This window comes from Pseudomonas sp. WPR_5_2 (assembly GCF_003634475.1).
GTDB lineage: Bacteria > Pseudomonadota > Gammaproteobacteria > Pseudomonadales > Pseudomonadaceae > Aquipseudomonas > Aquipseudomonas izuensis.
On the sequence record NZ_RBLA01000009.1, the window covers coordinates 34,501 to 57,976 of the forward strand.

Annotated in this window: 18 protein-coding genes and 1 pseudogene; 11 read left to right on the forward strand and 8 right to left on the reverse strand. The window is 60.4% G+C overall.

Annotated elements, in window-relative coordinates; translation table 11 throughout:
• Positions 1-67 precede the first annotated feature (67 nt).
• Complete coding sequence (locus BJ917_RS27030; RefSeq protein ID WP_096509490.1) at positions 68-1,060, reverse strand: 2-hydroxyacid dehydrogenase; 993 nt, start codon at positions 1,058-1,060, stop codon at positions 68-70.
• Positions 1,061-1,238: 178 nt separating this feature from the next.
• Positions 1,239-3,992, reverse strand: coding sequence for a response regulator (locus BJ917_RS27035; protein WP_096509491.1), 2,754 nt, complete (start codon positions 3,990-3,992; stop codon positions 1,239-1,241).
• Positions 3,993-4,207: 215 nt separating this feature from the next.
• Here BJ917_RS27035 and BJ917_RS27040 point away from each other — a divergent pair, with 215 nt between their 5' ends.
• The 8 genes and pseudogenes from BJ917_RS27040 to BJ917_RS27075 all read left to right on the forward strand — a co-directional run bounded on the left by BJ917_RS27040 (position 4,208) and on the right by BJ917_RS27075 (position 13,632).
• Positions 4,208-4,927: a response regulator transcription factor gene (locus BJ917_RS27040; RefSeq protein WP_121105498.1), complete on the forward strand. Its 720-nt coding sequence runs from the start codon at positions 4,208-4,210 to the stop codon at positions 4,925-4,927.
• Positions 4,917-6,338: a sensor histidine kinase gene (locus tag BJ917_RS27045; protein ID WP_121105500.1), complete on the forward strand. Its 1,422-nt coding sequence runs from the start codon at positions 4,917-4,919 to the stop codon at positions 6,336-6,338. The genes BJ917_RS27040 and BJ917_RS27045 overlap by 11 nt, the downstream gene beginning before the upstream one ends.
• 183 nt (positions 6,339-6,521) lie before the next feature.
• Positions 6,522-7,373: pseudogene (locus BJ917_RS27050) on the forward strand (YhcG family protein).
• Between the two features lie 108 nt (positions 7,374-7,481).
• The gene (gene cysM, locus BJ917_RS27055) at positions 7,482-8,384 is read left to right on the forward strand and encodes a cysteine synthase CysM (protein ID WP_096509494.1); all 903 of its coding nucleotides are present in this window, start codon (positions 7,482-7,484) and stop codon (positions 8,382-8,384) included.
• Positions 8,384-9,736 carry a 23S rRNA (uracil(1939)-C(5))-methyltransferase RlmD gene (gene rlmD / locus BJ917_RS27060; RefSeq protein ID WP_096509495.1) on the forward strand — a complete coding sequence of 451 codons (1,353 nt, stop codon included), beginning with the start codon at positions 8,384-8,386 and terminating at the stop codon, positions 9,734-9,736. The genes cysM and rlmD overlap by 1 nt, the downstream gene beginning before the upstream one ends.
• Before the next feature lie 123 nt (positions 9,737-9,859).
• A complete protein-coding gene (gene relA / locus BJ917_RS27065) occupies positions 9,860-12,103 on the forward strand; it encodes a GTP diphosphokinase (RefSeq protein WP_096509496.1) in 2,244 nt (747 codons plus the stop codon).
• A gap of 124 nt (positions 12,104-12,227) precedes the next feature.
• Positions 12,228-13,061: a nucleoside triphosphate pyrophosphohydrolase gene (mazG, locus tag BJ917_RS27070; protein ID WP_121105502.1), complete on the forward strand. Its 834-nt coding sequence runs from the start codon at positions 12,228-12,230 to the stop codon at positions 13,059-13,061.
• 28 nt (positions 13,062-13,089) lie between these two features.
• Positions 13,090-13,632 (forward strand): DUF2058 domain-containing protein, encoded by a 543-nt coding sequence (locus BJ917_RS27075; protein WP_096509498.1) that lies wholly within the window; start codon positions 13,090-13,092, stop codon positions 13,630-13,632.
• A 70-nt stretch (positions 13,633-13,702) separates the two neighbouring features.
• On the opposite strand, the gene BJ917_RS27080 is transcribed toward BJ917_RS27075, so the two are convergent.
• The 6 genes from BJ917_RS27080 to BJ917_RS27105 all read right to left on the reverse strand — a co-directional run bounded on the left by BJ917_RS27080 (position 13,703) and on the right by BJ917_RS27105 (position 21,232).
• Positions 13,703-13,891: a hypothetical protein gene (locus tag BJ917_RS27080; protein WP_096509499.1), complete on the reverse strand. Its 189-nt coding sequence runs from the start codon at positions 13,889-13,891 to the stop codon at positions 13,703-13,705.
• Positions 13,892-14,281: 390 nt separating this feature from the next.
• Positions 14,282-15,502, reverse strand: a complete 1,221-nt coding sequence (gene fabB, locus BJ917_RS27085) for a beta-ketoacyl-ACP synthase I (protein WP_096509500.1) — start codon at positions 15,500-15,502, stop codon at positions 14,282-14,284.
• An 11-nt stretch (positions 15,503-15,513) separates the two neighbouring features.
• Entirely contained in the window at positions 15,514-16,029 is a 516-nt protein-coding gene (gene fabA / locus BJ917_RS27090; protein WP_003179264.1) for a 3-hydroxyacyl-[acyl-carrier-protein] dehydratase FabA, read from the reverse strand.
• Between the two features lie 247 nt (positions 16,030-16,276).
• Positions 16,277-18,178, reverse strand: a complete 1,902-nt coding sequence (locus tag BJ917_RS27095; RefSeq protein ID WP_096509501.1) for an ATP-binding protein — start codon at positions 18,176-18,178, stop codon at positions 16,277-16,279.
• Positions 18,175-19,107, reverse strand: coding sequence for an ABC transporter substrate-binding protein (locus BJ917_RS27100; protein ID WP_121105504.1), 933 nt, complete (start codon positions 19,105-19,107; stop codon positions 18,175-18,177). The genes BJ917_RS27095 and BJ917_RS27100 overlap by 4 nt, the downstream gene beginning before the upstream one ends.
• A 1-nt stretch (position 19,108) precedes the next feature.
• Complete coding sequence (locus tag BJ917_RS27105; RefSeq protein ID WP_121105506.1) at positions 19,109-21,232, reverse strand: TonB-dependent siderophore receptor; 2,124 nt, start codon at positions 21,230-21,232, stop codon at positions 19,109-19,111.
• A gap of 196 nt (positions 21,233-21,428) precedes the next feature.
• Between BJ917_RS27105 and BJ917_RS27110 the strand changes: the two genes are divergently transcribed.
• The 3 genes from BJ917_RS27110 to sixA are packed head-to-tail and all read left to right on the forward strand — an operon-like array spanning position 21,429 to position 23,284.
• Complete coding sequence (locus tag BJ917_RS27110; RefSeq protein ID WP_096509504.1) at positions 21,429-22,454, forward strand: NAD(P)H-dependent glycerol-3-phosphate dehydrogenase; 1,026 nt, start codon at positions 21,429-21,431, stop codon at positions 22,452-22,454.
• Between the two features lie 30 nt (positions 22,455-22,484).
• On the forward strand, positions 22,485-22,832 hold the full coding sequence (locus BJ917_RS27115; RefSeq protein ID WP_096509505.1) for a DUF4389 domain-containing protein: 348 nt from the start codon (positions 22,485-22,487) through the stop codon (positions 22,830-22,832).
• Positions 22,829-23,284 carry a phosphohistidine phosphatase SixA gene (gene sixA / locus BJ917_RS27120; protein ID WP_121105508.1) on the forward strand — a complete coding sequence of 152 codons (456 nt, stop codon included), beginning with the start codon at positions 22,829-22,831 and terminating at the stop codon, positions 23,282-23,284. The genes BJ917_RS27115 and sixA overlap by 4 nt, the downstream gene beginning before the upstream one ends.
• Positions 23,285-23,476 lie beyond the last annotated feature (192 nt).

The following is a 23,476-nucleotide window of genomic DNA, read 5'->3' on the forward strand; positions in this document are numbered from 1 at the left end:
AATATGCGCGATATGCTAGCACGGGCATACGCGCAGCATGGCGCGGGCAGATGACCTTCGATCAGGTTCAGTCGCCCTCGACACGATTCTCGGGCTTGCCCGCCCTCCAGGCCGCGATATTGTCCAAGGTGGTCGCGGCTATCGCGCCCAGGGCTTCGCGGGTCAGGAAAGCCTGGTGCGCGGTGACGATCACGTTGGGGAAGGTCAGTAGCCGCGCCAGTACATCGTCTTGCAAAGGCAAGTCGGAACGGTCCTCGAAGAACAGCTGCGCCTCCTCTTCGTAGACGTCCAGCCCCAGATAACCCAGCCGGCCCTCCTTCAATGCGTCGATCAGCGCAGGCGTGTCCACCAGGCCGCCGCGGCCGGTATTGATCAGCATCGCACCCGGTTGCATGTGCGCCAGCGATTCGCGATTGATCAAATGCTTGCTCTGTTCGTTGAGCGGGCAATGCAGGCTGATGATCTGCGATTCGGCCAGCAGTTGCGGCAAGCCCAGGTAGCGGGCCCCCAAGGCTTCGACCTGTGGGTTGGGGTATGGGTCGTAGGCCAGCAGTTGGCAGCCGAACCCGTGCATGATCCTGGCAAAGGTTGCGCCGATCTGCCCGGTGCCGACCACGCCGACGGTCTTGCCTGCCAAGTCGAAACCGGTCAGCCCGTGCAGGCTGAAATCGCCTTCGCGGGTACGGTTGTAGGCGCGGTGCAAACGGCGGTTCAGCGCCAGGATCAGCGCCACCGCGTGCTCGGCCACGGCATGGGGCGAATAGGCCGGTACGCGCACAATCGCCATTCCCAGGCGTTTCGCCGCTGCCAGGTCGACATGGTTGTAACCGGCCGAGCGCAGGGCGATCAGGCGTGTGCCGCCGGCAGCCAGGCGTTCGAGCACCGGGGCGCCGAGGTCGTCATTGATGAAGGCGCAGACCACCTCGTGATGTTCGGCCAGCGCCGCCGTATCGAGGCTCAGTCGCGCTGCTTGAAAGTGCAATTCGATACCGGCCGGCAGGTCGGCGGCGAGGAAACTGTCGCGGTCGTAGGTCTGGCTGCTGAAAAGAATCGTGCGCATGCTGTCCTCCTGGAAAACTCACGTTTTGCTGCCTACCCCGATCCTGTAGGAGCTGGCTTGCCAGCGAAGGCGGCCTCAAATTTTGCGTTGTTCTCAAGGTTGCCTTCGCTGGCAAGCCAGCTCCTACAAGGGGTGCGATTAGTTTAGCGTTCAGGATTCACAGTCCAATTGCGCTGCGTCAGGCATTGATACGCGCCTGGGCGGCCAGTCGGTTGATCGCGCGGTCGAGTTCTTCGAGGGCGCCAAAGGCCTTCGGGTCCTTTTGCTTGAGCAGGGTTTCGCTGCGCTGGCAGGCCGCGCGCAGTTGCGGTACGCCGCAATAACGGGTGGCGCCATGCAGGCGGTGAACCCGTTCGATCAGGGCATTGTGGTCGTGGCTTTCCTGCGCCTGGCGGATGGCTTCGCGGTCTGCTTCCAGCGATGCCAGCAGCATGGCGAGCATGTCCGCAGCCAGATCGGCCTTGCCGGCGGCCAGGCGCAAACCTTCTTCGTGATCCAGCACCTGCAGCTCATAGGCGCCGCCGTGGCTGTCGCCGGAGCGTTCCGGGCTCTGGTTGCGCAGCGCCAGGCCACTCCACTTCAACACCACTTGTGCCAGTTGCCGCTCGCTGATCGGTTTGGTCAGGTAGTCGTCCATGCCGCTTTGCAGCAGCGCACGTTTCTCGTTGGCCATGGCGTGGGCGGTGAGGGCGACGATCGGCAAGGGTGTGCAATGCCGCTCGCTTTCCCACTGGCGGATTGCCTCGGTGCTCTGGCGTCCGTCCATGCCGGGCATCTGCACGTCCATCAGCACCAGATCGAACGTCTCGACCTGAACGGCCCTGACGGCGGCGTATCCGCTTTCCACTGCCAGCACTTTGGCCCCCATGTCTTCGAGCAGGGTCTGCACCAGCAGCAGGTTGGCCGGGTTGTCGTCGACGCACAGCACTTTCGGTGCGCGGCTGGAGACCGGTTCACCGGGTTCGCTGCGGGTCTGGCGCGGATTGACCAGATCGGAAAGCGCCCGCCGCAGCTTGCGGGTGCAGGCCGGTTTGGCCTGGAGCTGACTGTGAGGGTTGGGCACCGAGAGGTGGAACAGCGTCTGTTCCGTGGTCGGGCACAGCACCAATACTTTGCAACCCAGGTGTTCGAGGTCCCAGATGTACTGGTTGAGGCGCTCCGGCGGCATGTCGTTGCTGGTGACGCCCAGTACCGCCAGGTCGATTGCCTGGTCAGTCTGATGCGCGACGGTCACGCCGTTGGTCAGGCTTTCCAGGTTAGTGAACGGGGTGACGGCCAGACCGCAATCTTCCAGTTGATGCTGTAGCGCCTGGCGGGCCAGCTCGTGATTTTCCAGCACCGCCACGCGGCGACCGGACAACGGCGGGCCGGGCAAGTCTTCGGCGTCGTCGCGGGTTTTCGGCAGGCTCAGGCTGATCCAGAATTCCGAACCTTCGCCAGGCGTACTGTCGACGCCGATTTCGCCGCCCATTTGTTCGATCAACCGCTTGGAAATCACCAGCCCCAGGCCCGTGCCACCGGGCTGTCGGGACAGCGAGTTGTCGGCCTGGCTGAACGCCTGGAACAACGCCCGCACGTCCTGGTTCGACAAGCCGATGCCGGTGTCCTGAATGCTGATGCGCAGTTGCACACTGTCTTCGTTTTCATCTTCCAGCATGGCGCGGGCAACGATGGTGCCTTCGCGGGTGAACTTGATCGCGTTGCTGACCAGGTTGGTGAGAATCTGTTTGAGGCGCAGCGGATCGCCCACCAGCGACAGCGGCGTGTCGCGGTAAACCAGGCTCACCAGCTCCAACTGCTTGGCGTGGGCGGCGGGGGCGAGGATGGTCAGCGTGTCCTGCAGCAGGTCGCGCAGGTTGAACGGAATATGGTCGAGCACCAGTTTGCCGGCCTCGATTTTCGAGAAGTCGAGGATTTCGTTGATGATCCCCAACAGGCTGTCGGCGGATTTTTCGATGGTGCCCAGGTAGTCGAGCTGGCGCGGTGTCAGCTCGCTTTTTTGCAGCAGGTGGGTAAAACCGAGAATGCCGTTGAGCGGCGTGCGGATTTCATGGCTCATGTTGGCGAGGAACTCGGACTTGATCCGGCTCGCCTCCAGGGCTTCCTTGCGCGCCAGATCGAGCTCGATGTTCTGGATCTCGATGGTTTCCAGGTTCTGGCGCACGTCTTCGGTGGCCTGGTCGATGCTGTGCTGCAATTCTTCCCGGGCGTTCTGCAGGGTGCCGGCCATGCGGTTGATGCCGGACGCCAGCTCATCCAGCTCCTGGCTGCCGAGGGGCGGCAGGCGGGTTTCCAGATGACCGTCCTTGAGCTGGGCCACGGCTTGCTTGATCTGGCTCAAGGGTCGATTGATCGTGCGCCCCATGCGCAATGCCAACAGCGCCGCTCCCCCAAGGCCCGCAGCGATCATCATCAGGCTGGCAAACAGGCTGCGGTAGCCGCGCAGCAGCATGCCGTTGTGGGACAGTTCGAGTTCGACCCAGCCCAGCAGGCGGTCGGCTTCATCGGGAATCACGTCACCGGCCAGGTTGCGGTGTTTGCCGAACACGGGCAGCAAATAACGGGTCGCATCACTGCCACTGCGGCGCAACATCTGCGAACCTTCGCCCATGGGAGCCTGATTGAGCATGATGGGACCGGCATGGGCCAGCGGCGTGCGGTCAGGCGCGAGGAAGGTCACGGCACGCACGTCCGGTTGTTCCAGGGATTCGGTGGCAATCCGCTCCAGCAACTCGGTGTTTCTGTGCCCCATGGCCGGTGCCACCAGCGGCGCCAGTTGCTCGGCGATCATCTCGCCGCGCTGCATGAGTTGGGCTTGCAGGTCGGATTGCTGCATCCAGGTAAAATAGCCCCCCAGCACCAATGCCATCAGGCTGGTTGGCAACAGGGTCAGCAACAGCACGCGGCCTTTAATTCCCAGGTTCTTGAGCACGCCTCTCTCCCGCATCCAGCTATTTATAGACCCGCACGTGCGTCCGGCACGCGTCACTTGGGCAGTGTAGCGATTTGCAGGCGGTCAATCCTCGTAAAATTGACGTCGTCATTCATCGGTCGGCTCGGCACTTTTGAGTGCGAGGCAAAGCCGTGGGTTGCCCTGTGCGGCGCAATCTTGAATAATTATCAACTGAGAATTATTTGCAGATACTCATGACTCCCATCACGTCCGGCCATCCCCGTATCCTCTCCATCGAAGACGACCTCGTACTCGGCGCCTATGTTCACGAGCATCTGGGCCGTAGCGGCTTTCAGGTGACCTGGTGCCAGAACGGCCGGGAAGGACTGGACGCTGCACTTCAGCAACCTTTCGACGTGGTGCTGATGGACATTCTGCTCCCCGGCCTGGACGGGCTCTCGGTGCTGACTCAACTGCGTCAGAGTCATTCCACGCCGGTGTTGCTGATGTCGGCGCTGGGTGCCGAGGCGGATCGCGTCAGCGGTTTTCGCCTGGGGGCCGATGATTACCTGCCCAAGCCTTTCAGCATGGTCGAATTGCGAGTGCGCATCGAAGCGATACTGCGCCGGGTTGCACTGGACCGTCGGCCGACACCGTCCGCGATGGTCCCGGTGGCGGACAGCCTGCGTTTCGACGATGAACTGTTCGAGGTGTTCTACGGCGAACTAGCTGCTGGCCTGACCCGCAGTGAATACCGGTTGCTGGAAACCCTGAACCGCAACGGCGATGAGGTCTTGAGCAAGGCCTTCCTTTATCAGCATGTGCTGCAACGAGGCTACGCGGCCCATGACCGCAGCCTGGACATGCACATCAGCCAGATCCGTCGCAAGCTCAAGGCCATCGGCTACACCGAACGCGAAGTGCGCACGGTGTGGGGCAAGGGCTACATCCTGAGTGCCGGCGATGAAATGTAAGTTGCCGGGGCGGCACTCGCTGTTCTGGAAGCTGGCCTGCCTGCTGGTGGCGTTCTGTCTGCTGATGATCTGGTTGAGCTGGTCCTGGGGCCGGTACATGGAAGAGCGCAACCAGTTCCTGTCGGATGAGGCTCGCGGCACCCTGACACGCTATGCCGCCGAAGCCGACCGGGCATGGCGGCAGCGCCAGCGCGAGGGCGTCGATCGCTGGCTGCAAAGCATGCAGCAGCGCGAAAAGAGTTGGGTCGGTGTCATCGGCGGGGATTTGCAATCCTTGAGCAGCCGACCGCTGACGGAAAAGGAAATCGAGCACCTGACCTACCTGCGCGGCCTGGACTGGCCCATCCACAAGAAGGGCCGGCCCTGGATGCGCGTGCCATTTCCCCGCGATCCGTCTGCCGGCAGCCTGGTGATCGAACTCCCCGAACGTTTTATACCTGGGCGCTACCAGGTGTTCTGGCGCGTGATTACTAATGGGGTCATTCCAGGGCTGTTCACTTTATTGTTGTGCGTTGGGCTGTACCGCGTACTGGTCGTGCCGCTCAATCACCTGCGTGCGCAGGCCAACGCCTGGCGCGCCGATCAACTGAATGTCCGCTTGTCGAGTCGGACCACCAATCGTTCGGATGAGTTGGGCGAGTTGGGCAGGGCGTTCGATCACATGGCCGAACGCCTGCAAAGTACCGTGGCCTTGCAGCAGCAATTGCTGCGCGACCTGTCCCACGAATTGCGCACGCCGCTGAGTCGCCTGCGAGTCGCCAGTGAAAGCGAGCAAGGGTTGGACGCCTTGCGCGAACGTATCGGCCGCGAAGTCGACGGCATGCAGCGGCTGGTGGAAGACACCCTGCAACTGGCCTGGCTCGACACCGAGCGCACCCGCTTGCCCGACGAAGCGATCCAGGTCCAGGCGCTGTGGGAGATGCTCACGGAAAATGCCTGCTATGAAAGCTGCTGGCCGGGTGGGCAATTGCAGTGCTCGGTGGACTCATCCTGCTGGGTGCGTGGTCACCTCAATACGCTGGCTCAGGCGCTGGAAAACATGCTGCGCAATGCGATTCGCCATTCCCCCGAGGGCGGCGTGGTCACGCTAGGTGGGCGACGTGACGGCAACTATTGGCATCTGTGGCTGGAGGATCAGGGTGGTGGTGTCGCGGAAGCGGATCTGGAGCGGATCTTCCTGCCGTTTACCCGCCTCGATGGTTCGCGACCGGGGGATGGCGGGTTTGGGTTGGGGTTGAGTATTGCCAGGAATGCGGTGCAGCGGCAGGGCGGGAAGCTTTGGGCGCAGAACACTGGGGCGGGGTTGCGGATGAATATGCGGTTGGTGGCGGATGATGGCGGTGACAATGACGACGCCATCGCGAGCAGGCTCGCTCCCACAGTGAGTCAGTGCCGACCACAGATGATGTGAACAACCAGGATTAAATGTAGGAGCGAGCCTGCTCTCTAATAGGCCCTCCCAACAACGAACACTGTGAATTTTCCAGAGCGTTCCCGAGATTCTGTACGATTTTTCCCAAAGGGTATCACCGGTCATTTCAAGCGTCCTTGGCGGTTTAAGCTCACGCTTTTACTCATGTCCAAGGAGTCATGCATGACCGCATCCCAGGTGCCCTGCAGTACAACCGACGACCGTTTCAATGAAGTGCTTGCCCTGATTCAAAGTGCCAGGCGGCAGGCCCTGCAGGCGGTCAATACCCAGTTGATAGAGTTGTACTGGCAGGTGGGGGCTTATATCAGCCGCAAGCTGGAGAAAGCCGAATGGGGTGATTCCGTGGTTGGTCAATTGGCCGAGCATCTGGCCCAGACTCAACCGGGCTGCGTGGTTTTACTCGGTCGAACCTGTTCCGCATGCGCCAGTTCTATGAGACCTACCGCACCGAATTAAAAGTCGCACCACTGGCGCGACAATTATCCTGGTCACACAATTTGATCATCTTCGGCCAATGCAAACGGCCGGAAGAACGCGAGTTCTATCTGCGAATGGCCGTTCAGGAGAAATGGTCCAAGCGGGAGGTGGAGCGCCAGTTCAAGGCGGCGCTGTTTGAGCGAACTGGGCCGCGATTTCTGCTTTGTCGGCTCCCAATACCCGGTTCAAGTCGGCGGGCGTGATTTTGCGCTGGATTTGCTGTTCTTTCATCGGGGTCTCAACTGCCTGGTGGCCATCGAGCTCAAGGTCGGGCGTTTTGAACCGGAGTATCTGGGCAAGTTGGGCTTCTATCTGGAAGCCCTGGATCGCGAAGAACGCAAACCTCATGAAAACCCTGCAATCGGTGTCTTGCTCTGTGCCAGCAAGGATGACGAAGTCGTCGAGTACGCCCTTAACCGCAGCCTGTCGCCCGCGCTGATCGCGGAGTATCAGGTCCAACTGCCGGACAAACAGTTGTTGCAGGCCAAGCTGCATGAGTTCTATGCCTTGAATGTCGCACAAACAGAAGAGGGCTGAATGATCCGCTTATTCCCATAAACCATAAGCACCACACTTTGCGTGATATGGCCTTCCAAGGTTTGCCGGTATGATAGTCGCCCCCGCAGTCTGGATTGCGAATACGCCATGACCTTGCAGTACCCAACCATCGCCGATTGCGTCGGCAACACTCCGCTGGTCCGTTTGCAGCGCCTGCCCGGCGAAACCAGCAATACCCTTTTGCTCAAGCTCGAAGGGAATAACCCGGCGGGTTCGGTCAAGGACCGTCCGGCGCTGTCGATGATCACTCGCGCCGAGTTGCGCGGGCAGATCCACGCCGGCGATACGCTGATCGAAGCAACTTCGGGTAATACCGGGATTGCGCTGGCCATGGCCGCCGCGATCAAGGGTTACAAGATGATCCTGATCATGCCGGACAACTCCAGTGCCGAACGCAAAGCCGCCATGACCGCCTACGGTGCCGAGCTGATTCTGGTCACCCAGGAGCAAGGCATGGAAGGCGCCCGTGACCTTGCCCAGCGCATGGAAGCGGAAGGTCGCGGCAAGGTGCTGGACCAGTTCGCCAACGGTGATAACCCCGAGGCGCACTACACCGGCACGGGCCCGGAAATCTGGCGCCAGACCGAGGGCACCATCACCCATTTCGTCAGCTCCATGGGCACCACCGGCACCATCATGGGCGTCTCGCGCTACTTGAAAGAGCAGAACGAGAACGTGCAGATCATCGGTCTGCAACCCATGGAAGGCTCGGCGATTCCGGGCATCCGTCGCTGGCCCCAGGAATACCTGCCGAAGATCTACCAGGCCGATCGCGTTGATCGCATTGTCGACATGGCGCAAAGCGAAGCCGAGGACGTGACCCGTCGTCTGGCCCGCGAGGAAGGTATTTTCTGCGGCGTGTCGTCGGGTGGTGCCGTGGCAGCCATGTTGCGTCTGTCCAAAGAAGTTGAAAACGCGGTGATCGTCGCGATCATCTGCGACCGTGGCGACCGTTACCTGTCGACCGGCATTTTCGACGCGCCCAACTGATGGCCAAGCATGAGAGAGGCCTGCGCTTCCAGCCCACGGGCGGCAGCAAGGCCCCGCAAGTCCCGACCGGCAAAAAGCAGCGCCTGACCATCGAGCGCCTGGCCAATGACGGTCGCGGTATCGCGTTTTTCGAAGGTCGCACCTGGTTCGTCATCGGCGCATTGGCCGGTGAGGAAGTCGAGGCGCGTGTGCTCGGTGCCCACGGTAAAGTGGTCGAGGCGCGTACCGAGCGGGTGTTCAAGGCCAGCGAACTGCGCCGCCCGGCGCCGTGCGCCCATGCCGGCCGCTGCGGTGGCTGCAGCGTGCAACATCTGCCTCACAGCGAACAGCTCGCCCTGAAACAGCGCATGCTCGCCGAGCAATTGACCAGGGTCGCCGGTGTCGAGCCCGAAGAATGGGCCACGCCCTTGAGCGGTCCGGAATTCGCTTACCGCCGTCGCGCCCGGGTGGCGGTGCGCTGGGACATGAAGGCGAAGAAACTCGAAGTCGGTTTCCGCGCCGCCGGCAGCCAGGACATCGTCGCTATCGATGAATGCCTGGTGCTGGTACAGCCCTTGCAACCGATCATGACCCGCTTGCCGGAGATGTTGCGGCGCTTGAGCAAACCCCAGGCACTCGGGCATGTGGAGTTGTTCAGCGGTTCATCGCTGGCGGTTTTGCTGCGGCACATGGCGCCGCTGTCCGAGGCCGACCTGACGATCCTCAAGGATTTCTGCGCGTTCCATGAAGCCCAGTTGTGGCTGCACGGCGACGGTGAACCGCAGCCGGTCGAGGCCGGTCAATCCTTGGGCTATCGTTTGGAACAGTGGAACCTGGAGCTGGCGTATCGGCCCGGGGATTTCGTCCAGGTCAACGCCGGGGTCAACGAAGCCATGGTCGCCCAGGCTCTGGAATGGTTGAAGCCGACGGCGGATGAGCGAGTGCTCGATCTGTTCTGCGGTTTGGGTAACTTTGCCTTGCCGCTGGCGCAGGTCGTTCGCGAGGTGGTGGCGGTGGAAGGTGTGCAGGTGATGGTCGAGCGGGCAGCCGCAAACGCTGTCAGCAACAATCTGAATAATGCGCAGTTTTTTCAGGCCGATTTATCCCAGCCTCTGGCTGATGCCGAATGGGCGCGCGAAGGCTTTTCTGCGGTACTCTTGGACCCACCGCGTGACGGTGCTTTCGAGGTGGTGCGCAAGCTCAAGTCCCTGGGCGCCGAACGGTTGGTGTATGTGTCGTGCAACCCGGCAACTCTGGCGCGCGACACGGTCGAATTGATCAAGCAGGGCTACCGGTTAAAACGTGCCGGGATTCTCGATATGTTTCCTCAAACGGCACATGTCGAGGCCATGGCGTTATTTGAAGCGAGCTAGGAAGGCTCGTCTGGTCCGACTGGCCCGCCCGTGCAGCCACGCACCAGCCCGACGTGGGCTCATGGGCAACGAAGGTCAGCGATTCTGACGCATTGAATCTGCGTCGTAGGGAAGGTAAGCAAGATGGTACAGGTGAGAGCACACCAGCCGATCAACACCGACGGCAGTATCAATCTCGAGGCTTGGCTCGATCATGCGGTCAGTGTCGATCTGGCACTGGATCGCGAAGCCTTGAAAGAAGCCTGCGAGTACGCTCGCGAGGCTGAGCAACAAGCCAATGCGGCGCAGAATTTGTGGTCAGAAGGCAACTCGAGTTTCCGCACCGGCCTTGAAATCGCCGAGATTCTCGCCGACCTCAAGCTGGATCAGGATTCGCTGGTCGCCGCGGTCCTGTACCGGGGTGTTCGCGAAGGCCAGATCCCGCTACCGGCGGTCAGTCAGCGCTTCGGTCCCGTGGTGGCCAAGCTTATCGACGGCGTGCAACGCATGGCGGCGATCAGTGACAGCCTGAGCCCGCGTAAATCCATGGTGATGGGCACCCAGGGGCAGGTGGAAAACCTGCGCAAGATGCTGGTGGCCATGGTCGACGACGTTCGCGTCGCCCTGATCAAACTGGCCGAACGCACCTGCGCAATTCGTGCGGTGAAAACCGCCGATGACGAAAAGCGCAACCGCGTGGCCCGCGAAGTGTTCGACATCTACGCGCCGCTCGCTCACCGTCTGGGTATCGGTCACATCAAGTGGGAGCTGGAGGATTTGTCCTTCCGTTACCTGGAGCCTGACCAGTACAAGCAGATCGCCAAATTGCTCCACGAGCGGCGACTGGATCGCGAGCGCTTCATCAGCGACGTGATGAGCCAGCTGAAAAACGAGTTGCAGGCCACCGGCGTCGACGCCGACATCAGCGGCCGGGCCAAACACATCTATTCGATCTGGCGCAAAATGCAGCGCAAGGGTCTGGAGTTCAGCCAGATCTACGACGTGCGCGCCGTTCGTGTACTGGTGCCGGAAATGCGCGACTGCTACACCGCGCTCGGCATCGTCCACACCTTGTGGCGACACATCCCGAAAGAGTTCGACGACTACATCGCCAACCCCAAGGAAAACGGCTACCGCTCGCTGCACACTGCGGTGATCGGGCCCGAGGGCAAGGTGCTGGAAGTGCAGATCCGTACCCACGCGATGCACGAAGAGGCAGAGCTTGGCGTTTGTGCGCACTGGCGCTACAAGGGCACCGACGTCAAGTCCGGCTCCAATCACTACGAAGAGAAAATCTCCTGGCTGCGTCAGGTCCTCGAATGGCACGAAGAGCTGGGCGATATCGGTGGTCTGGCGGAACAGCTGCGGGTCGATATCGAGCCTGATCGCGTCTACATCTTCACCCCGGACGGTCATGCCATCGACCTGCCGAAGGGCGCGACGCCGCTGGATTTCGCCTACCGCGTGCACACCGAAATCGGTCACAACTGCCGTGGCGCCAAGATCAACGGGCGCATCGTGCCGCTCAACTACAGCCTGCAAACCGGTGAACAGGTCGAGATCATCACCAGCAAGCACGGCACCCCGAGTCGCGACTGGCTGAACCCGAACCTGGGTTACGTTACTACTTCGCGGGCGCGGGCGAAGATTGTTCACTGGTTCAAGTTGCAGGCGCGCGATCAGAACGTCGCCGCCGGTAAAACCCTGCTTGAACGTGAGCTCAATCGCCTCGGCCTGCCGGCGGTGGATTTCGACAAGCTGGCCGACAAGGCCAACATGAAAACCGCCGAGGACATGTTTGCCGCGCTCGGTGCCGGCGACTTGCGCCTGGCGCAACTGGTCAACCTGGCGCAGCAACTGGTCGAGCCGGAACGCGGCAACGAACAGCTGGAACTGATTCCACGCAAGGCCACCGGCTACAAACCGGGCAAGCGCGGCGACATCCAGATCCAGGGCGTCGGCAACCTGATGACCCAGATGGCGGGCTGCTGCCAGCCGCTGCCGGGGGATGCGATTGTCGGTTACATCACTCAGGGCCGCGGCGTGAGTATTCATCGCCAGGATTGCGCCTCGGTGCTGCAACTGGCCGGACGCGAGCCGGAGCGGATCATCCAGGTCAGCTGGGGGCCAGTGCCGGTGCTCACCTATCCGGTGGACATCGTCATTCGTGCCTACGACCGTTCGGGGCTGCTGCGTGACGTTTCCCAGGTGCTGCTCAATGAGCGGATCAACGTGCTGGCGGTCAACACCCGCTCGAACAAGGAAGACAACACGGCGTTGATGTCCCTGACCATCGAGATTCCGGGGCTGGATGCACTGGGGCGGTTGCTGGGACGGATTTCCCAATTGCCGAACATCATCGAAACGCGGCGTAACCGAACGCCTTGAAGATGGCCAATGTGGGAGCGAGCCTGCTCGCGAATGCGATACTCCAGTCGACATCTTTGTTGGCTGATGCACCGCTTTCGCGAGCAGGCTCGCTCCCACAGGGTTTTGTGGTGAGACATAAATAATGTACAGCCTTGAAGACCTGCTGCACTTGATGAACCGCCTGCGCGACCCGCAGTACGGTTGCCCGTGGGACATCAGGCAGACCTACGCGACCATCGTCCCGCACACCCTGGAGGAAGCCTACGAAGTCGCCGATGCCATCGAGCGCGGTGACTTCGATCACTTGCAGGGTGAGCTGGGCGATCTGCTGTTCCAGGTGGTTTATTACAGCCAGTTGGCCCGGGAAGAAGGGCGCTTCGAATTCGATGGCGTGGTCGACAGCATCACCCGCAAGCTGATCCGTCGTCATCCCCATGTATTCCCCACCGGTGACCTGTACGCGCCGCTGGATGTCCCGCGTCTGAGTGAAGAGCAGGTCAAGCAGCGTTGGGAAGAGATCAAGGCCGAAGAGCGCGCGGAGAAGTCCGACGCCCCGCAACAACTGTCCTTGCTCGATGACGTCCCAGCGGCGTTGCCAGCGTTGTCCCGTTCGGCCAAGTTGCAAAAGCGCGCAGGGCAGGTCGGTTTCGACTGGCCTGATGCCTTGCCCGTGCTGGACAAGGTCCGTGAAGAACTCGATGAAATACTCGAAGCGATGGCCGACAACGACCCGGCGGCAATTGCCGATGAAGTCGGCGATCTGCTGTTTTCCGTGGTCAACCTGGCGCGCCATCTCAAGGTCGACCCGGAAACCGCGCTGCGTGGCGCCAACAGCAAGTTCGAACGACGCTTCCGTTTTATCGAACAGGCATTGCGCGACACCCACCGTCCCATGGAAGATTGCACCCTCGAAGAGTTGGACGCCTTATGGGGCGAAGCCAAACGTCAGGAAAAGAATGTGCCCAGCTGCGGTTGAGCAGTTGCCTAAGTGAGTAATAAGCACCATGAGCATTTCCCTTCGCGACCAGTTGCTCAAAGCAGGGCTGGTCAACCAGAAGCAGGCCAAGCAGGTCAGCAAAGACAAGCAGAAACAACAACGCCTGGCCCACAAGGGCCAGATCGAACTCGATGATTCCCAGCAGCGTGCGGCGCAAGAAGCCATGGCCGAGAAGGTCAAGCGCGATCAGGAACTCAACCGCCAGCAGCAGGAAAAAGCCGAGGCCAAGGCCCGTGTCGCGCAGATCAAGCAATTGATCGAAGCCACGCGCTTGCCGAAGTTGACGACCGAGGACTACTACAACTTCGTCGACGACAAGAAGGTCAAGCGCCTCTCGGTGAACACGCTGATGCGCAACCAGCTCAGCAACGGTTTGCTGGCTATCGTGCACCATGCCGGCGGTTACGAAGTCATCCCGCGGGAGGCGGCCCTGAAGATCCAGGAACGCGATCCGCAGCGCATCGTGCAGATGAACGTCAAGACTGAAGAAGTCGCTGCCGAAGACGATCCGTACGCGGCCTATCAGATCCCGGATGATCTGATGTGGTAAGCCGTTCGAGGCCGTAACAACGACAAACCCCGCTCATGGCGGGGTTTGTCGTTTTCAATGCGGTCATTGTTTATGCGGAGCGCCGTTCCCGTTGCTGCTCCTGGGTTTCCAGCTCGGCCTTATAGTTGTAGGCGTCTTTCTCTGAATGGAACATCCCGACCAGCAAGTCTTGTTGGTACACATCCCAGATCCGGATACCGGCGGCTACGCCTTCATGGGATTTATGTGAATCGTCGCGTTCAGTTACTTTTACAGTCATCTGCTAGCTCCAATCTCTGTTATCTGCAGCAAGGCATGTGCAGGACTCTTTTATAAATTTTGTTAGCCTGCTAAGTAAATGCCAAGGATTGGAAAGGGTTTTTTACAAAAATGGCAACAGTCCTGCAGCCCGCGAAATCCGCGACATTCAGTCGCAGGGGGTTGGGTTTCATGACAAAAGCTTCATGTTGAGCAGGCGACTTCGACCCTGTGGGAGCTGACTTGCCAGCGATTTCGATGTGTCAGGCGATGGTGATGTTAGCTGTGCCGACGTCATCGCTGGCAAGCCAGCTCCCACAGGGGTTTATATTTACCGCGAGGTTTTCTTCAGGCGAAAAAAAACGCCCCGAACCAGTCGGGGCGTTTTTTTGTGCGGCTCAGCGGCGGGGTATTACTTGCCCTGCCAGCGCTTCAGTACCAGGGTGGCGTTGGTGCCACCGAAACCGAAGCTGTTGCTCATCACGGTGTTGATGGTGGCGTTTTCGCGGGTCTTGGTCAGCACCGGCAGGTCGGCCACTTCCGGGTCCAGCTCGTCGATGTTGGCGGAGCCGGCAATGAAGTTGCCTTCCATCATCAGCATGCAGTAGATCGCTTCGTGGACGCCGGCGGCGCCCAAGGAGTGACCCGACAGGCTCTTCGTGGAGCTGATGGCCGGCGCCTTGTCGCCGAACACTTCACGCACACCTTTCATCTCCGCGACGTCGCCGACCGGGGTCGAAGTGCCGTGGGTGTTCAGGTAGTCGATCGGGGTGTCGACGGTGGACAGCGCCTGCTGCATGCAGCGGATCGCGCCTTCGCCACTTGGGGCAACCATGTCGTAGCCGTCGGAAGTCGCGCCGTAGCCGACGATTTCCGCGTAGATCTTCGCGCCACGGGCCAGAGCGTGCTCCAGCTCTTCGACGACGACCATACCGCCACCACCGGCGATGACGAAGCCGTCACGGTCGGCGTCGTAGGCGCGGGAGGCTTGTTCCGGGGTGTCGTTGCGCTTGCTGGACAGGGCGCCCATGGCGTCGAACAGGAACGACTGGCTCCAGTGCTCTTCTTCACCGCCGCCGGCGAATACGATGTCCTGCTTGCCCATCTGGATCTGTTCCATGGCGGTACCGATGCAGTGAGCACTGGTGGCGCAGGCAGACGCGATGGAGTAGTTCAGGCCCTTGATCTTGAACGGGGTGGCCAGGCAAGCGGAAACGGTGCTGCTCATGGTCCGCGTTACACGGTATGGGCCGACGCGCTTGACGCCTTTTTCGCGCAGGATGTCCAGCGCTTCCATCTGGTTCAGCGTGGACGCGCCACCGGAACCGGCGATCAGGCCGGTACGCGGGTTGGACACTTGCTCTTCGGTCAGGCCGGAGTCAGCAATGGCGTCTTTCATGGCCAGGTAGGCATAAGCCGCTGCGTGGCCGACGAAGCGATAAATCTTGCGATCGATCAATTCTTCAAGGTTGAGGTCAATGGAGCCGGAAACCTGGCTACGCAGACCCATTTCGGCATATTCCGGGTTGAACCGGATGCCAGGGCGGCTTGCACGCAGGTTAGCGGAGACGGTCTCTTTGTCATTGCCCAGGCACGAAACAATGCCCAGACCAGTGATAACGACGCGGCGCATGCGAATAACCCTTAGAAGTTGTCAGTGGAGGTGAATACGCCGACCCGGAGGCCTTCGGCGGTGTAGATTTCGCGACCGTCGACAGTGACCGAACCGTCGGCGATGGCCAGGTTCAGCTTGCCCTTCAGGACACGCTTGATATGAATGTTATAGGTGACTTTCTTGGCGGTCGGCAGGACCTGGCCGAAGAACTTCACTTCGCCCGAACCCAGGGCGCGGCCACGGCCCGGCAAGCCTTGCCAGCCGAGGAAGAAGCCGACCAGTTGCCACATGGCGTCGAGGCCCAGGCAGCCCGGCATCACCGGATCACCTTCGAAATGGCAGGCGAAGAACCACAGGTCCGGAGTGATATCCAGCTCGGCGACCAATTCACCTTTGCCGTACTTGCCACCTTCTTCGCTGATCAGGGTGATGCGATCGACCATCAGCATGTTCGGGGCGGGCAGTTGCGCGTTACCTGGGCCGAACAGCTCACCGCGACTGCAGCGCAGCAGGTCTTCCCGGGTAAAGGCGTTTTGTTTGGTCATGCGAGCTCCTCAATAGTCCCATGCGGCAGGTGGGGCAAATCTTCCCGGCCGATCGAAGCGTTCATGCCTCGAACCGGCAGCCTACTCATAGACTATTGCGTTGTGGTGAAAGTCACAGCACCAAGGACATGAATGTACACTTGTGCACTGAAATTATTATTCAAGCCCCTTTTCGGGCCTGTTCGGGTGCCTAAGACTGCCGCACTTTCGCCTTTCACGCCAGTCGCAGATGCTCGAAAGGCCTGTACTACTGCACCCAGCGCTGCAGAATCTGCTGAAGATCATTGCGTTTGAAGGGCTTGGCCAGATAATCGTTCATCCCCGCCGACAAACAGGCTTCGCGATCGCCCTGCAAGGCATTGGCGGTCAGGGCGATGATCGGCAAGTCGGTGCAACCAGGCAGTTGGCGAATCTGTCGGGTGGCCTCGTAGCCATCGATGATCGGTAATCGGCAGTCCATCAGAACCGCTTCGAAAATCAGGCTCTCGGCACTGCGCACCGCCTGTGCGCCATCGGCGGCGACGCTGACAGTAAAGCCCAGGCTGCGCAACATGGCTTCGATGACCGTCTGATTGACCGGATTGTCTTCGACCAGCAACACATTGCGGCCATCGCCATCCCCATTGCCTGTCGGTGCCCGCGGGGCTGGAACCTGCAGTGGCTGCTGATGAAGTGCCAGCGGGATTTCCAGGGTGAATACCGAGCCACGGCCTTCTTCGCTCTGGGCGCGCAGGGTGCCGCCCATGCGCTCGGCGAGAGTACGCGCAATCGGCAGGCCCAGGCCGGTGCCGCCGTAACGTCTTGAAATAGAACTGTCGGCCTGCTGGAACGCGTTGAACATCAATTCCAGGTTTTCGGTCGCAATGCCGATCCCGCTGTCGCGCACGGTACAGGTGAACCACACCAGTTCATGATCCAGCGACTGCCACTGCGGTTCGATAGACACACGGCCCTGCTCGGTGAACTTCAGTGCGTTACCGATCAGGTTGACCAGAATCTGCCGGATCCGCGTCGGGTCACCCTGGACCTGCAACTCGCGCATGTCTTGCGCGATCTGCAATTGCAGATCGAGCCCGCGTTGCGCGGCGCTGTGCTGGAACGACTGGGCGCAGCTGCCGATCAAGTCGGCGAGGTTGAACGGAATGTGTTCGAGCTCCAGTTCCGAGCGCTCGATGCGCGAGAAATCCAGAATATCGTTGATGACTTTGAGCAGATGCTCGGTGGACTCCGACGCCAGCGCCGCGTATTCGACCTGCTCCGGGGTCATTTCGGTGGTTTCCAGCAGCTGCAACATGCCCAGCACGCCATTCATCGGTGTGCGCAGTTCATGGCTCATCATGGCAAGGAAGTCGGACTTGGCATTGTTGGCTTTTTCCGCTTCTTCACGGGTCTGGATCAATTGCGCCATGGCCTGGTGCTGTTCGCGACTGGCCTGTTCGAGACCGCTGGCCAGGTTATTGATGTGTTGCGACAAGGCGCCCAGTTCGGTGTCGTCCACAATGGGCAACGGCGTTTTGTAGTCCCCGTCCTGGATCGCCTTGACCGCATTGCCGATGTCGCGGATCGGTTGCGACAGGCTTCCCGCCAGGCGTCGGGCGAGGACGAAGGTAAACAGCAGGGCGAACAGCGCCAGAATCGCGGCCTTGAATAGAATTTCCTGCTGGCGTTGACTGAAGGCATCGCTGGACAGGCCGACGATCACCCGGCCCAGGTAATCCTCGGCGGGGCCGCTGGTGGCGATTTTGCTGTCCTGGAAAAAATCATTGTGCAGCGGGATCCGCTGCAGCCGTACCGGCGCCTGAAACACTTCGACCTGATGCGGGTGGGTATGGCTGGCCGACGGTTGCTCGACATACACCAGAATCCGGTTGTCATTGTCCTGGATTTCCAGAAAACGTACGTTGGGCGTTGCCAAGGTGGCCTTGAGCAGACTTTCCAGCACCTCGTTGTTGCCGGAAATCACCCCGTATTCAGTGGCCGGGGCCAATTGGTTGGCGATGAGTTGACCGGTGTGGTTGAGTTCCTGGCGCAGGTCCTGGATCCGCACGAAGGTAAAGAAGCTGATCAGCAGCAAGGTCAGCAAAAGGGCAGGGCCCAGACTAATCAACTGCGTGCGGGTGTTGATGTCCCAACGGCGACGGAAGGTCATGGACGGCGTTCTCTTTCAGCCAACAGTGTTGCGACAGAGGCTTCGTTTATCTGTTCAATACCCAATGAACGTGCCACCTGCGGGTTGCTTGAGACTTTGAAGCGAAGCGGGTAGTGCGTACGCGGCCACGTGGCGGGTGGCTGGTCGAGCAATTCATCGAGAATCGCCAGCCAATCGCTCTGATCGCTGTAGGTGCTGGCCAGGCTCCCGGCCCTGACGAACCCGGCGTTGGGGCCGATCAGCGCCAGTTGTCGCGAATAACTGCTGAGCAGCAGGTTTTTTGCGGTTTTCGGGTTGTACAGATCGGGGTCATCGAGGCCCAGCAGCACGTCACTGCTATTGAGCAAGGTTTGCAATGGACGACTGTCCTGGATGTTGTCCCAGCGCTCGGTGACCACCTCGAGCCCGAGCGGATAAGCGGCCCGGCGCAGCTCTTTCAACAGAAATTCGCTGTGACTGTCGTATAGCACACCGACACGCTTGACCTGGGGCAGGAGCGTTCGGGTCAGGCGCAATTGGCGCTCCAGCGGCGGGTCGCTCCACAACAGGCTGAGGTGTGGGGGCACGCTGTCGCCCAGGTGTTGGCGCGCTTGCAAACGGCTGATACGCAGCACCAGTGTCGCAGGGCCCTGGGCGTCTTGCAGGCGCCAGTCAAGGCTCGGCAGGTCGAGCAGAATCAAACGGACATCGTCCGCGATTTTTCCGGGTGATGGCAGGTCGGCCAGCGGCTGGAACCGTACGCGATCGCCAGGGCGCAATGCGCGCAGTGCCTGGACGAAGGATTGCACGCCCGGGCTGTCTTCGGCGCCGGTCAACAGGATGTCCGCGGCGCCGGCTGACAGGCAAGCCAGCCAGCCACTGATCACCAGGCACAGCATCGCCAGCAGGTGGCCAACACCTGGCGTCTTGCGTGGCGGACAATGATTCATCTTAAAAGACCAGCTCCGCGCTGAAATACATCACCCGACGTTCATCGTAATTGTTGTCGACGAAAGTGGTGGGCTGGTTGTCGAGGCGTTGCTGCATCACGCCGGCCAGCTCCAGGCTCGCCTTGCCCAGGCCGATGCGTTTTGCGATGCGTGTGTCGACACGTTCGAAGCGATAGTCGTTGAGGGCGTCGTCGCCATAGTAGAACAGTGCGCTGTTCCAGCCATGGCCCCAATCCCGCAGCCAACCGGCGGAACCGCTGTTGCGTGCGGTCTGTTGTGCGTCCAGCGGGTTGCTCGCGTCGGCATCGACGTAGGCATAGGTCAGGCGCAGTCGGTCGGCATTGTCGATTCTCCAGTCGAACTGGGTTTCAGCTCCCGAAAAGCGTGCCGAATTGGCATTGCTCGCAATGTACTGATTGTTGCGTAACGGCTCGCTGATCATTCCGGTGATTTCGTCATGGAACAGCTTCACATCGACGGCCATCCCCCATTCGGCAAAGTAGCCGTTGTAGCCCAGTTCACGGGATCGCATGTGTTCCTGATCAAGGTTGCCGGGGCCGCGTGTCTTGACGAAATAGCGGGCACTGGACTGTCCAAACGCGCCGGGCTGCAGCTGGGTGACCTGGTAACTCCAGTTGACACTGTTCTCGAACATGTCCGGAGAACGAATCGCCTCGGAGTACACCGCACGCAAACCGTGGCGCGGGTTGATCAGGTAATTGACCGCCATGCGCGGGGTCAGCGAACTGCCGATCAAACGGGTGTCTTCGAACATGGCTCCGCCCTGCAATAGCCAGTGTTCGCTGGCACGCCATTCGAGTTGGCCGAATGTCCGCCAGGTAGTGTCATCGAGGGTGCCATTGAAGTAGGTCTCGGAGTCAGCCCGGTCGTAACGATAGTTCAGGCCGCTGACCAGGCGCAGGCTATCGGACAGGCTCAGGGTGTCTTGCAGTTCGAGGTCGTAGCGTGTTTCCCGGGTGCTTTGATCGATGTCACCGCAAACCGTCTGTCGAGCACCGCTGCGCCATTGGTCGAGTACCTGGTTGGCCAATGCCTGCTGTGCAGGATCGCCGGCGGGCGCGCCGGGACCGATGAATTGCTCGATGTTGCGTGCCAGGCGTTCGGTGTAGTTCGGGTTGAGTTGCCAGAGCTCAGTCAACTGCGGGCTGAACGAGACCTCGGCATCACAGGCGCGCCAGGTTTGCTGGCGGTCCCAGTGTTGGGCCGTGCCCTGGATGTACAGTCTGTGGTCGGGATTGATGTCGAGGTTCCAGCGCAGCGAGCCGGCGTAGTCCTTGGCGGTGGCGTCGGAATTGTTACCAGAATTGGTAATCCCGGAAAACACCGGGCGGTAGGTATACGGCCGCTGGTTGCTGCCTTCCTTGGCGTTCAACTGCCAATCGATGCTTTGCCGTTCGCTGAGTGCCTGGCTGACGTCCAGGCTGAAACGGTTCAATCGGCGGCTATCGTGGTAATCGGCGCCGTTGCGATCGGTGTCGAAACCATCGTCCTGCTGGCCAGACAACGACAGGCGCAAATCGCCGTCATCCCAACCTACGCCCTGGCTGGCATAAAAGTCGTCGATGCCACGTTGGCCACGCGTGACTTTCATTCGCGTACCGTGGCTGTCGGCCGGGTGGCGCGTGATGATATTGACCACCGCCATCAGGGCATTGGCGCCATAGCTGACGGTGTTCGGACCGCGGAATACCTCGATGCGCTCAATATCTTCCATGGCCACCGGGATGTCGCTCCAGTCCACGATGGACAGTCCGGCACGATAGACCGAGCGGCCATCGATCAGTACCTGCATGCGCCGTGCCTGGGTGGCATTGGTCCCGTGATAGTTCACCACCGCTTGATTGCCGCTGATATTGCCGACCATCATGCCCGGCACCAGGCGCAGCACCTCGCTGATATCCCGGGCGCCGGTGGCAGTGATCAGGGCATTGTCGATCACCGTCATGCTTCCCGGGACCGCGGCCGGCGACTGTTTCAGGCGCGTGGCCGTGAGCACCTGCGGCAACGGATCGCTGTCGAGGAACAGGTCGTCAGCGAGCAATGGCGAACTGAAGACCAGCGCCAGTACCAGTGGCGAGCGGGGTGAAGGCGAGCCCAATGACACAACACGTCCTTGTTATTAATTATTGGCGCGCATGTTAACCGAGCCGGATGACTTTTCCAGTCACGATGTCAGCACTTTCCTCGGTTTTATCGGACTTCTTTGCTCATGCGCGGGTAATTGACACAGGGGCTGGCCGCCACTGGGGGGCTCCGTATAATGCCGACATTGCCACTGGTATTGGATAAACGGATTGCATATGACTGAACAGCGCCCGATTGCGGTCCTGGGAGGCGGAAGTTTTGGTACCGCCGTGGCTAACCTGCTGGCCGAAAACGGTCATCAAGTCCTGCAGTGGATGCGTGACCCCGAACAGGCCGAGGCCATCCGGGTCAATCGCGAGAACCCGCGCTACCTCAAAGGTATCAAGATACTGCCCGGCGTGACGGCGGTTACCGACCTGCAAGCCACCCTGGAAGCCTGCGACCTGAGTTTCGTCGCATTGCCTTCCAGCGCGTTGCGCTCGGTGCTCGCGCCGCACGCCGAATTGCTGCGGGGCAAGCTGCTGGTGAGCCTGACCAAGGGCATCGAAGCCCATACCTTCAAACTGATGAGCCAGATCCTCGAAGAGATCGCCCCACAAGCGCGTATCGGCGTGTTGTCCGGGCCGAACCTGGCCCGTGAAATCGCCGAACATGCGTTGACCGCCACGGTGGTGGCCAGTGAGGACGAAGAACTCTGTGAACGGGTTCAAGCCGTCCTGCATGGCCGTACCTTTCGTGTGTACGCCAGTGGCGACCGTTTCGGCGTCGAGTTGGGCGGAGCGTTGAAAAACGTCTACGCGATCATCGCCGGCATGGCGGTGGCGCTGGACATGGGCGAGAACACCAAGAGTATGTTGATCACCCGGGCTCTGGCGGAAATGACCCGTTTCGCTGTGAACCAGGGCGCCAACCCGATGACCTTCCTCGGCCTGGCGGGCGTGGGTGATTTGATCGTCACCTGTTCGTCGCCAAAGAGTCGCAATTATCAGGTCGGGTTCGCCCTAGGCCAGGGTTTGAGCCTGGAGGAAGCGGTCAACCGCTTGGGTGAAGTGGCCGAAGGCGTGAACACCCTTAAGGTGCTCAAGGCCAAGGCCCAGGAAGTGGGCGTTTACATGCCGCTGGTCGCCGGGCTGCACGCTATCCTGTTCGAAGGGCGCACGCTTGAACAGGTGATCGGCCTGCTGATGCGCGGCGAACCGAAGACCGACGTCGACTTTATTTCCACCAGCGGCTTCAACTGAGCCCTCAACGCAACAGGAACGGAGCGAGACATGAGCGATCAAAAAGTAGAAGCCAAATACGAGTCCATCCTGCTGCGGGTGCTTTGGATGGTTGTCTTTGTGCTGGTCTGGCAAGTGGCGCAGTTCATCCTTGGCGCTGTGGTGCTGGTGCAGTTGATCTATCGTTTGATTTATGGCGCCCCGAGCGCCAGCCTGATGAACTTCGGCGACAGCCTGAGCCAGTTCCTGGCGCAGATCGGTCGTTTCGGCAGTTTTCACAGCGACCAGAAGCCTTGGCCGTTCGCCGATTGGCCGACGCCGCGTACGCCGGAAGGTGAGGCACCGCATGTCGTGGCGCCAGCCCCGCATCCGGCCCGAGATGAGGAACCCAAGCTATGAAACTCTGGGTATTGCGTCATGGTGAAGCCGAACCACACGGCTCCAAGCCCCACGATTCGGAACGGGAACTGACGGCCAACGGTCGTGAAGAAGTGCTGCGCACCGCCGCCAACCTGGTTGGCCAGCCGCTGACAGCGATTTATGCCAGTCCTTATATGCGAGCGCAGCAGACCGCGCACCTGGTAAAAGATGCCCTGGGTTTCGAACCGGAAATCCGCACCGTTGAGTGGCTGACCCCGGATTTCGATCCCGACAGGGTCACCGATCAACTGAAGTCGGTGACCAATGTGCTGCTGGTTTCTCATAATCCACTGGTGGGGAATCTGCTCAGTTACCTGCAACATGGTACCGGCCATCCGCCAGAAAAAGTCAGTACCGCCGGCCTGGCCGAGCTTGAAAGCAATGAGCTGCTGATCGGGGCGATGAAGCTCAACAGCATCAAGCACCCGTAACCTGATTTTGCTTTTGATTCCTGTAGGAGCAAGCGGGCGGCGATCCGACTTGCCCGCGATGGCGTCTTCAAGATCGCCATCGCGGGCAAGCCTTGCTCCTACAGGTACTGCTTCGCCTGAAAAAATGTATGAAATAGCTAACCAAGCACTTGCTTGGTTGGCTACGCTTGCTCCACAACAAAAATAAAGGAG

Bases quoted from the DNA above. Each gene is read 5' to 3' on its own strand.
- BJ917_RS27045 (WP_121105500.1), top strand. From the start codon at position 4,917: ATGAAATGTAAGTTGCCGGGGCGGCACTCGCTGTTCTGGAAGCTGGCC.
- BJ917_RS27110 (WP_096509504.1), top strand. From the start codon at position 21,429: ATGACTGAACAGCGCCCGATTGCGGTCCTGGGAGGCGGAAGTTTTGGT.
- BJ917_RS27075 (WP_096509498.1), top strand. From the start codon at position 13,090: ATGAGCATTTCCCTTCGCGACCAGTTGCTCAAAGCAGGGCTGGTCAAC.
- cysM (WP_096509494.1), top strand. From the start codon at position 7,482: ATGACCTTGCAGTACCCAACCATCGCCGATTGCGTCGGCAACACTCCG.
- BJ917_RS27040 (WP_121105498.1), top strand. From the start codon at position 4,208: ATGACTCCCATCACGTCCGGCCATCCCCGTATCCTCTCCATCGAAGAC.
- BJ917_RS27115 (WP_096509505.1), top strand. From the start codon at position 22,485: ATGAGCGATCAAAAAGTAGAAGCCAAATACGAGTCCATCCTGCTGCGG.
- sixA (WP_121105508.1), top strand. From the start codon at position 22,829: ATGAAACTCTGGGTATTGCGTCATGGTGAAGCCGAACCACACGGCTCC.
- BJ917_RS27095 (WP_096509501.1), bottom strand. From the start codon at position 18,178: ATGACCTTCCGTCGCCGTTGGGACATCAACACCCGCACGCAGTTGATT.
- fabB (WP_096509500.1), bottom strand. From the start codon at position 15,502: ATGCGCCGCGTCGTTATCACTGGTCTGGGCATTGTTTCGTGCCTGGGC.
- BJ917_RS27080 (WP_096509499.1), bottom strand. From the start codon at position 13,891: ATGACTGTAAAAGTAACTGAACGCGACGATTCACATAAATCCCATGAA.
- rlmD (WP_096509495.1), top strand. From the start codon at position 8,384: ATGGCCAAGCATGAGAGAGGCCTGCGCTTCCAGCCCACGGGCGGCAGC.
- relA (WP_096509496.1), top strand. From the start codon at position 9,860: ATGGTACAGGTGAGAGCACACCAGCCGATCAACACCGACGGCAGTATC.
- fabA (WP_003179264.1), bottom strand. From the start codon at position 16,029: ATGACCAAACAAAACGCCTTTACCCGGGAAGACCTGCTGCGCTGCAGT.
- BJ917_RS27030 (WP_096509490.1), bottom strand. From the start codon at position 1,060: ATGCGCACGATTCTTTTCAGCAGCCAGACCTACGACCGCGACAGTTTC.
- BJ917_RS27100 (WP_121105504.1), bottom strand. From the start codon at position 19,107: ATGAATCATTGTCCGCCACGCAAGACGCCAGGTGTTGGCCACCTGCTG.
- mazG (WP_121105502.1), top strand. From the start codon at position 12,228: ATGTACAGCCTTGAAGACCTGCTGCACTTGATGAACCGCCTGCGCGAC.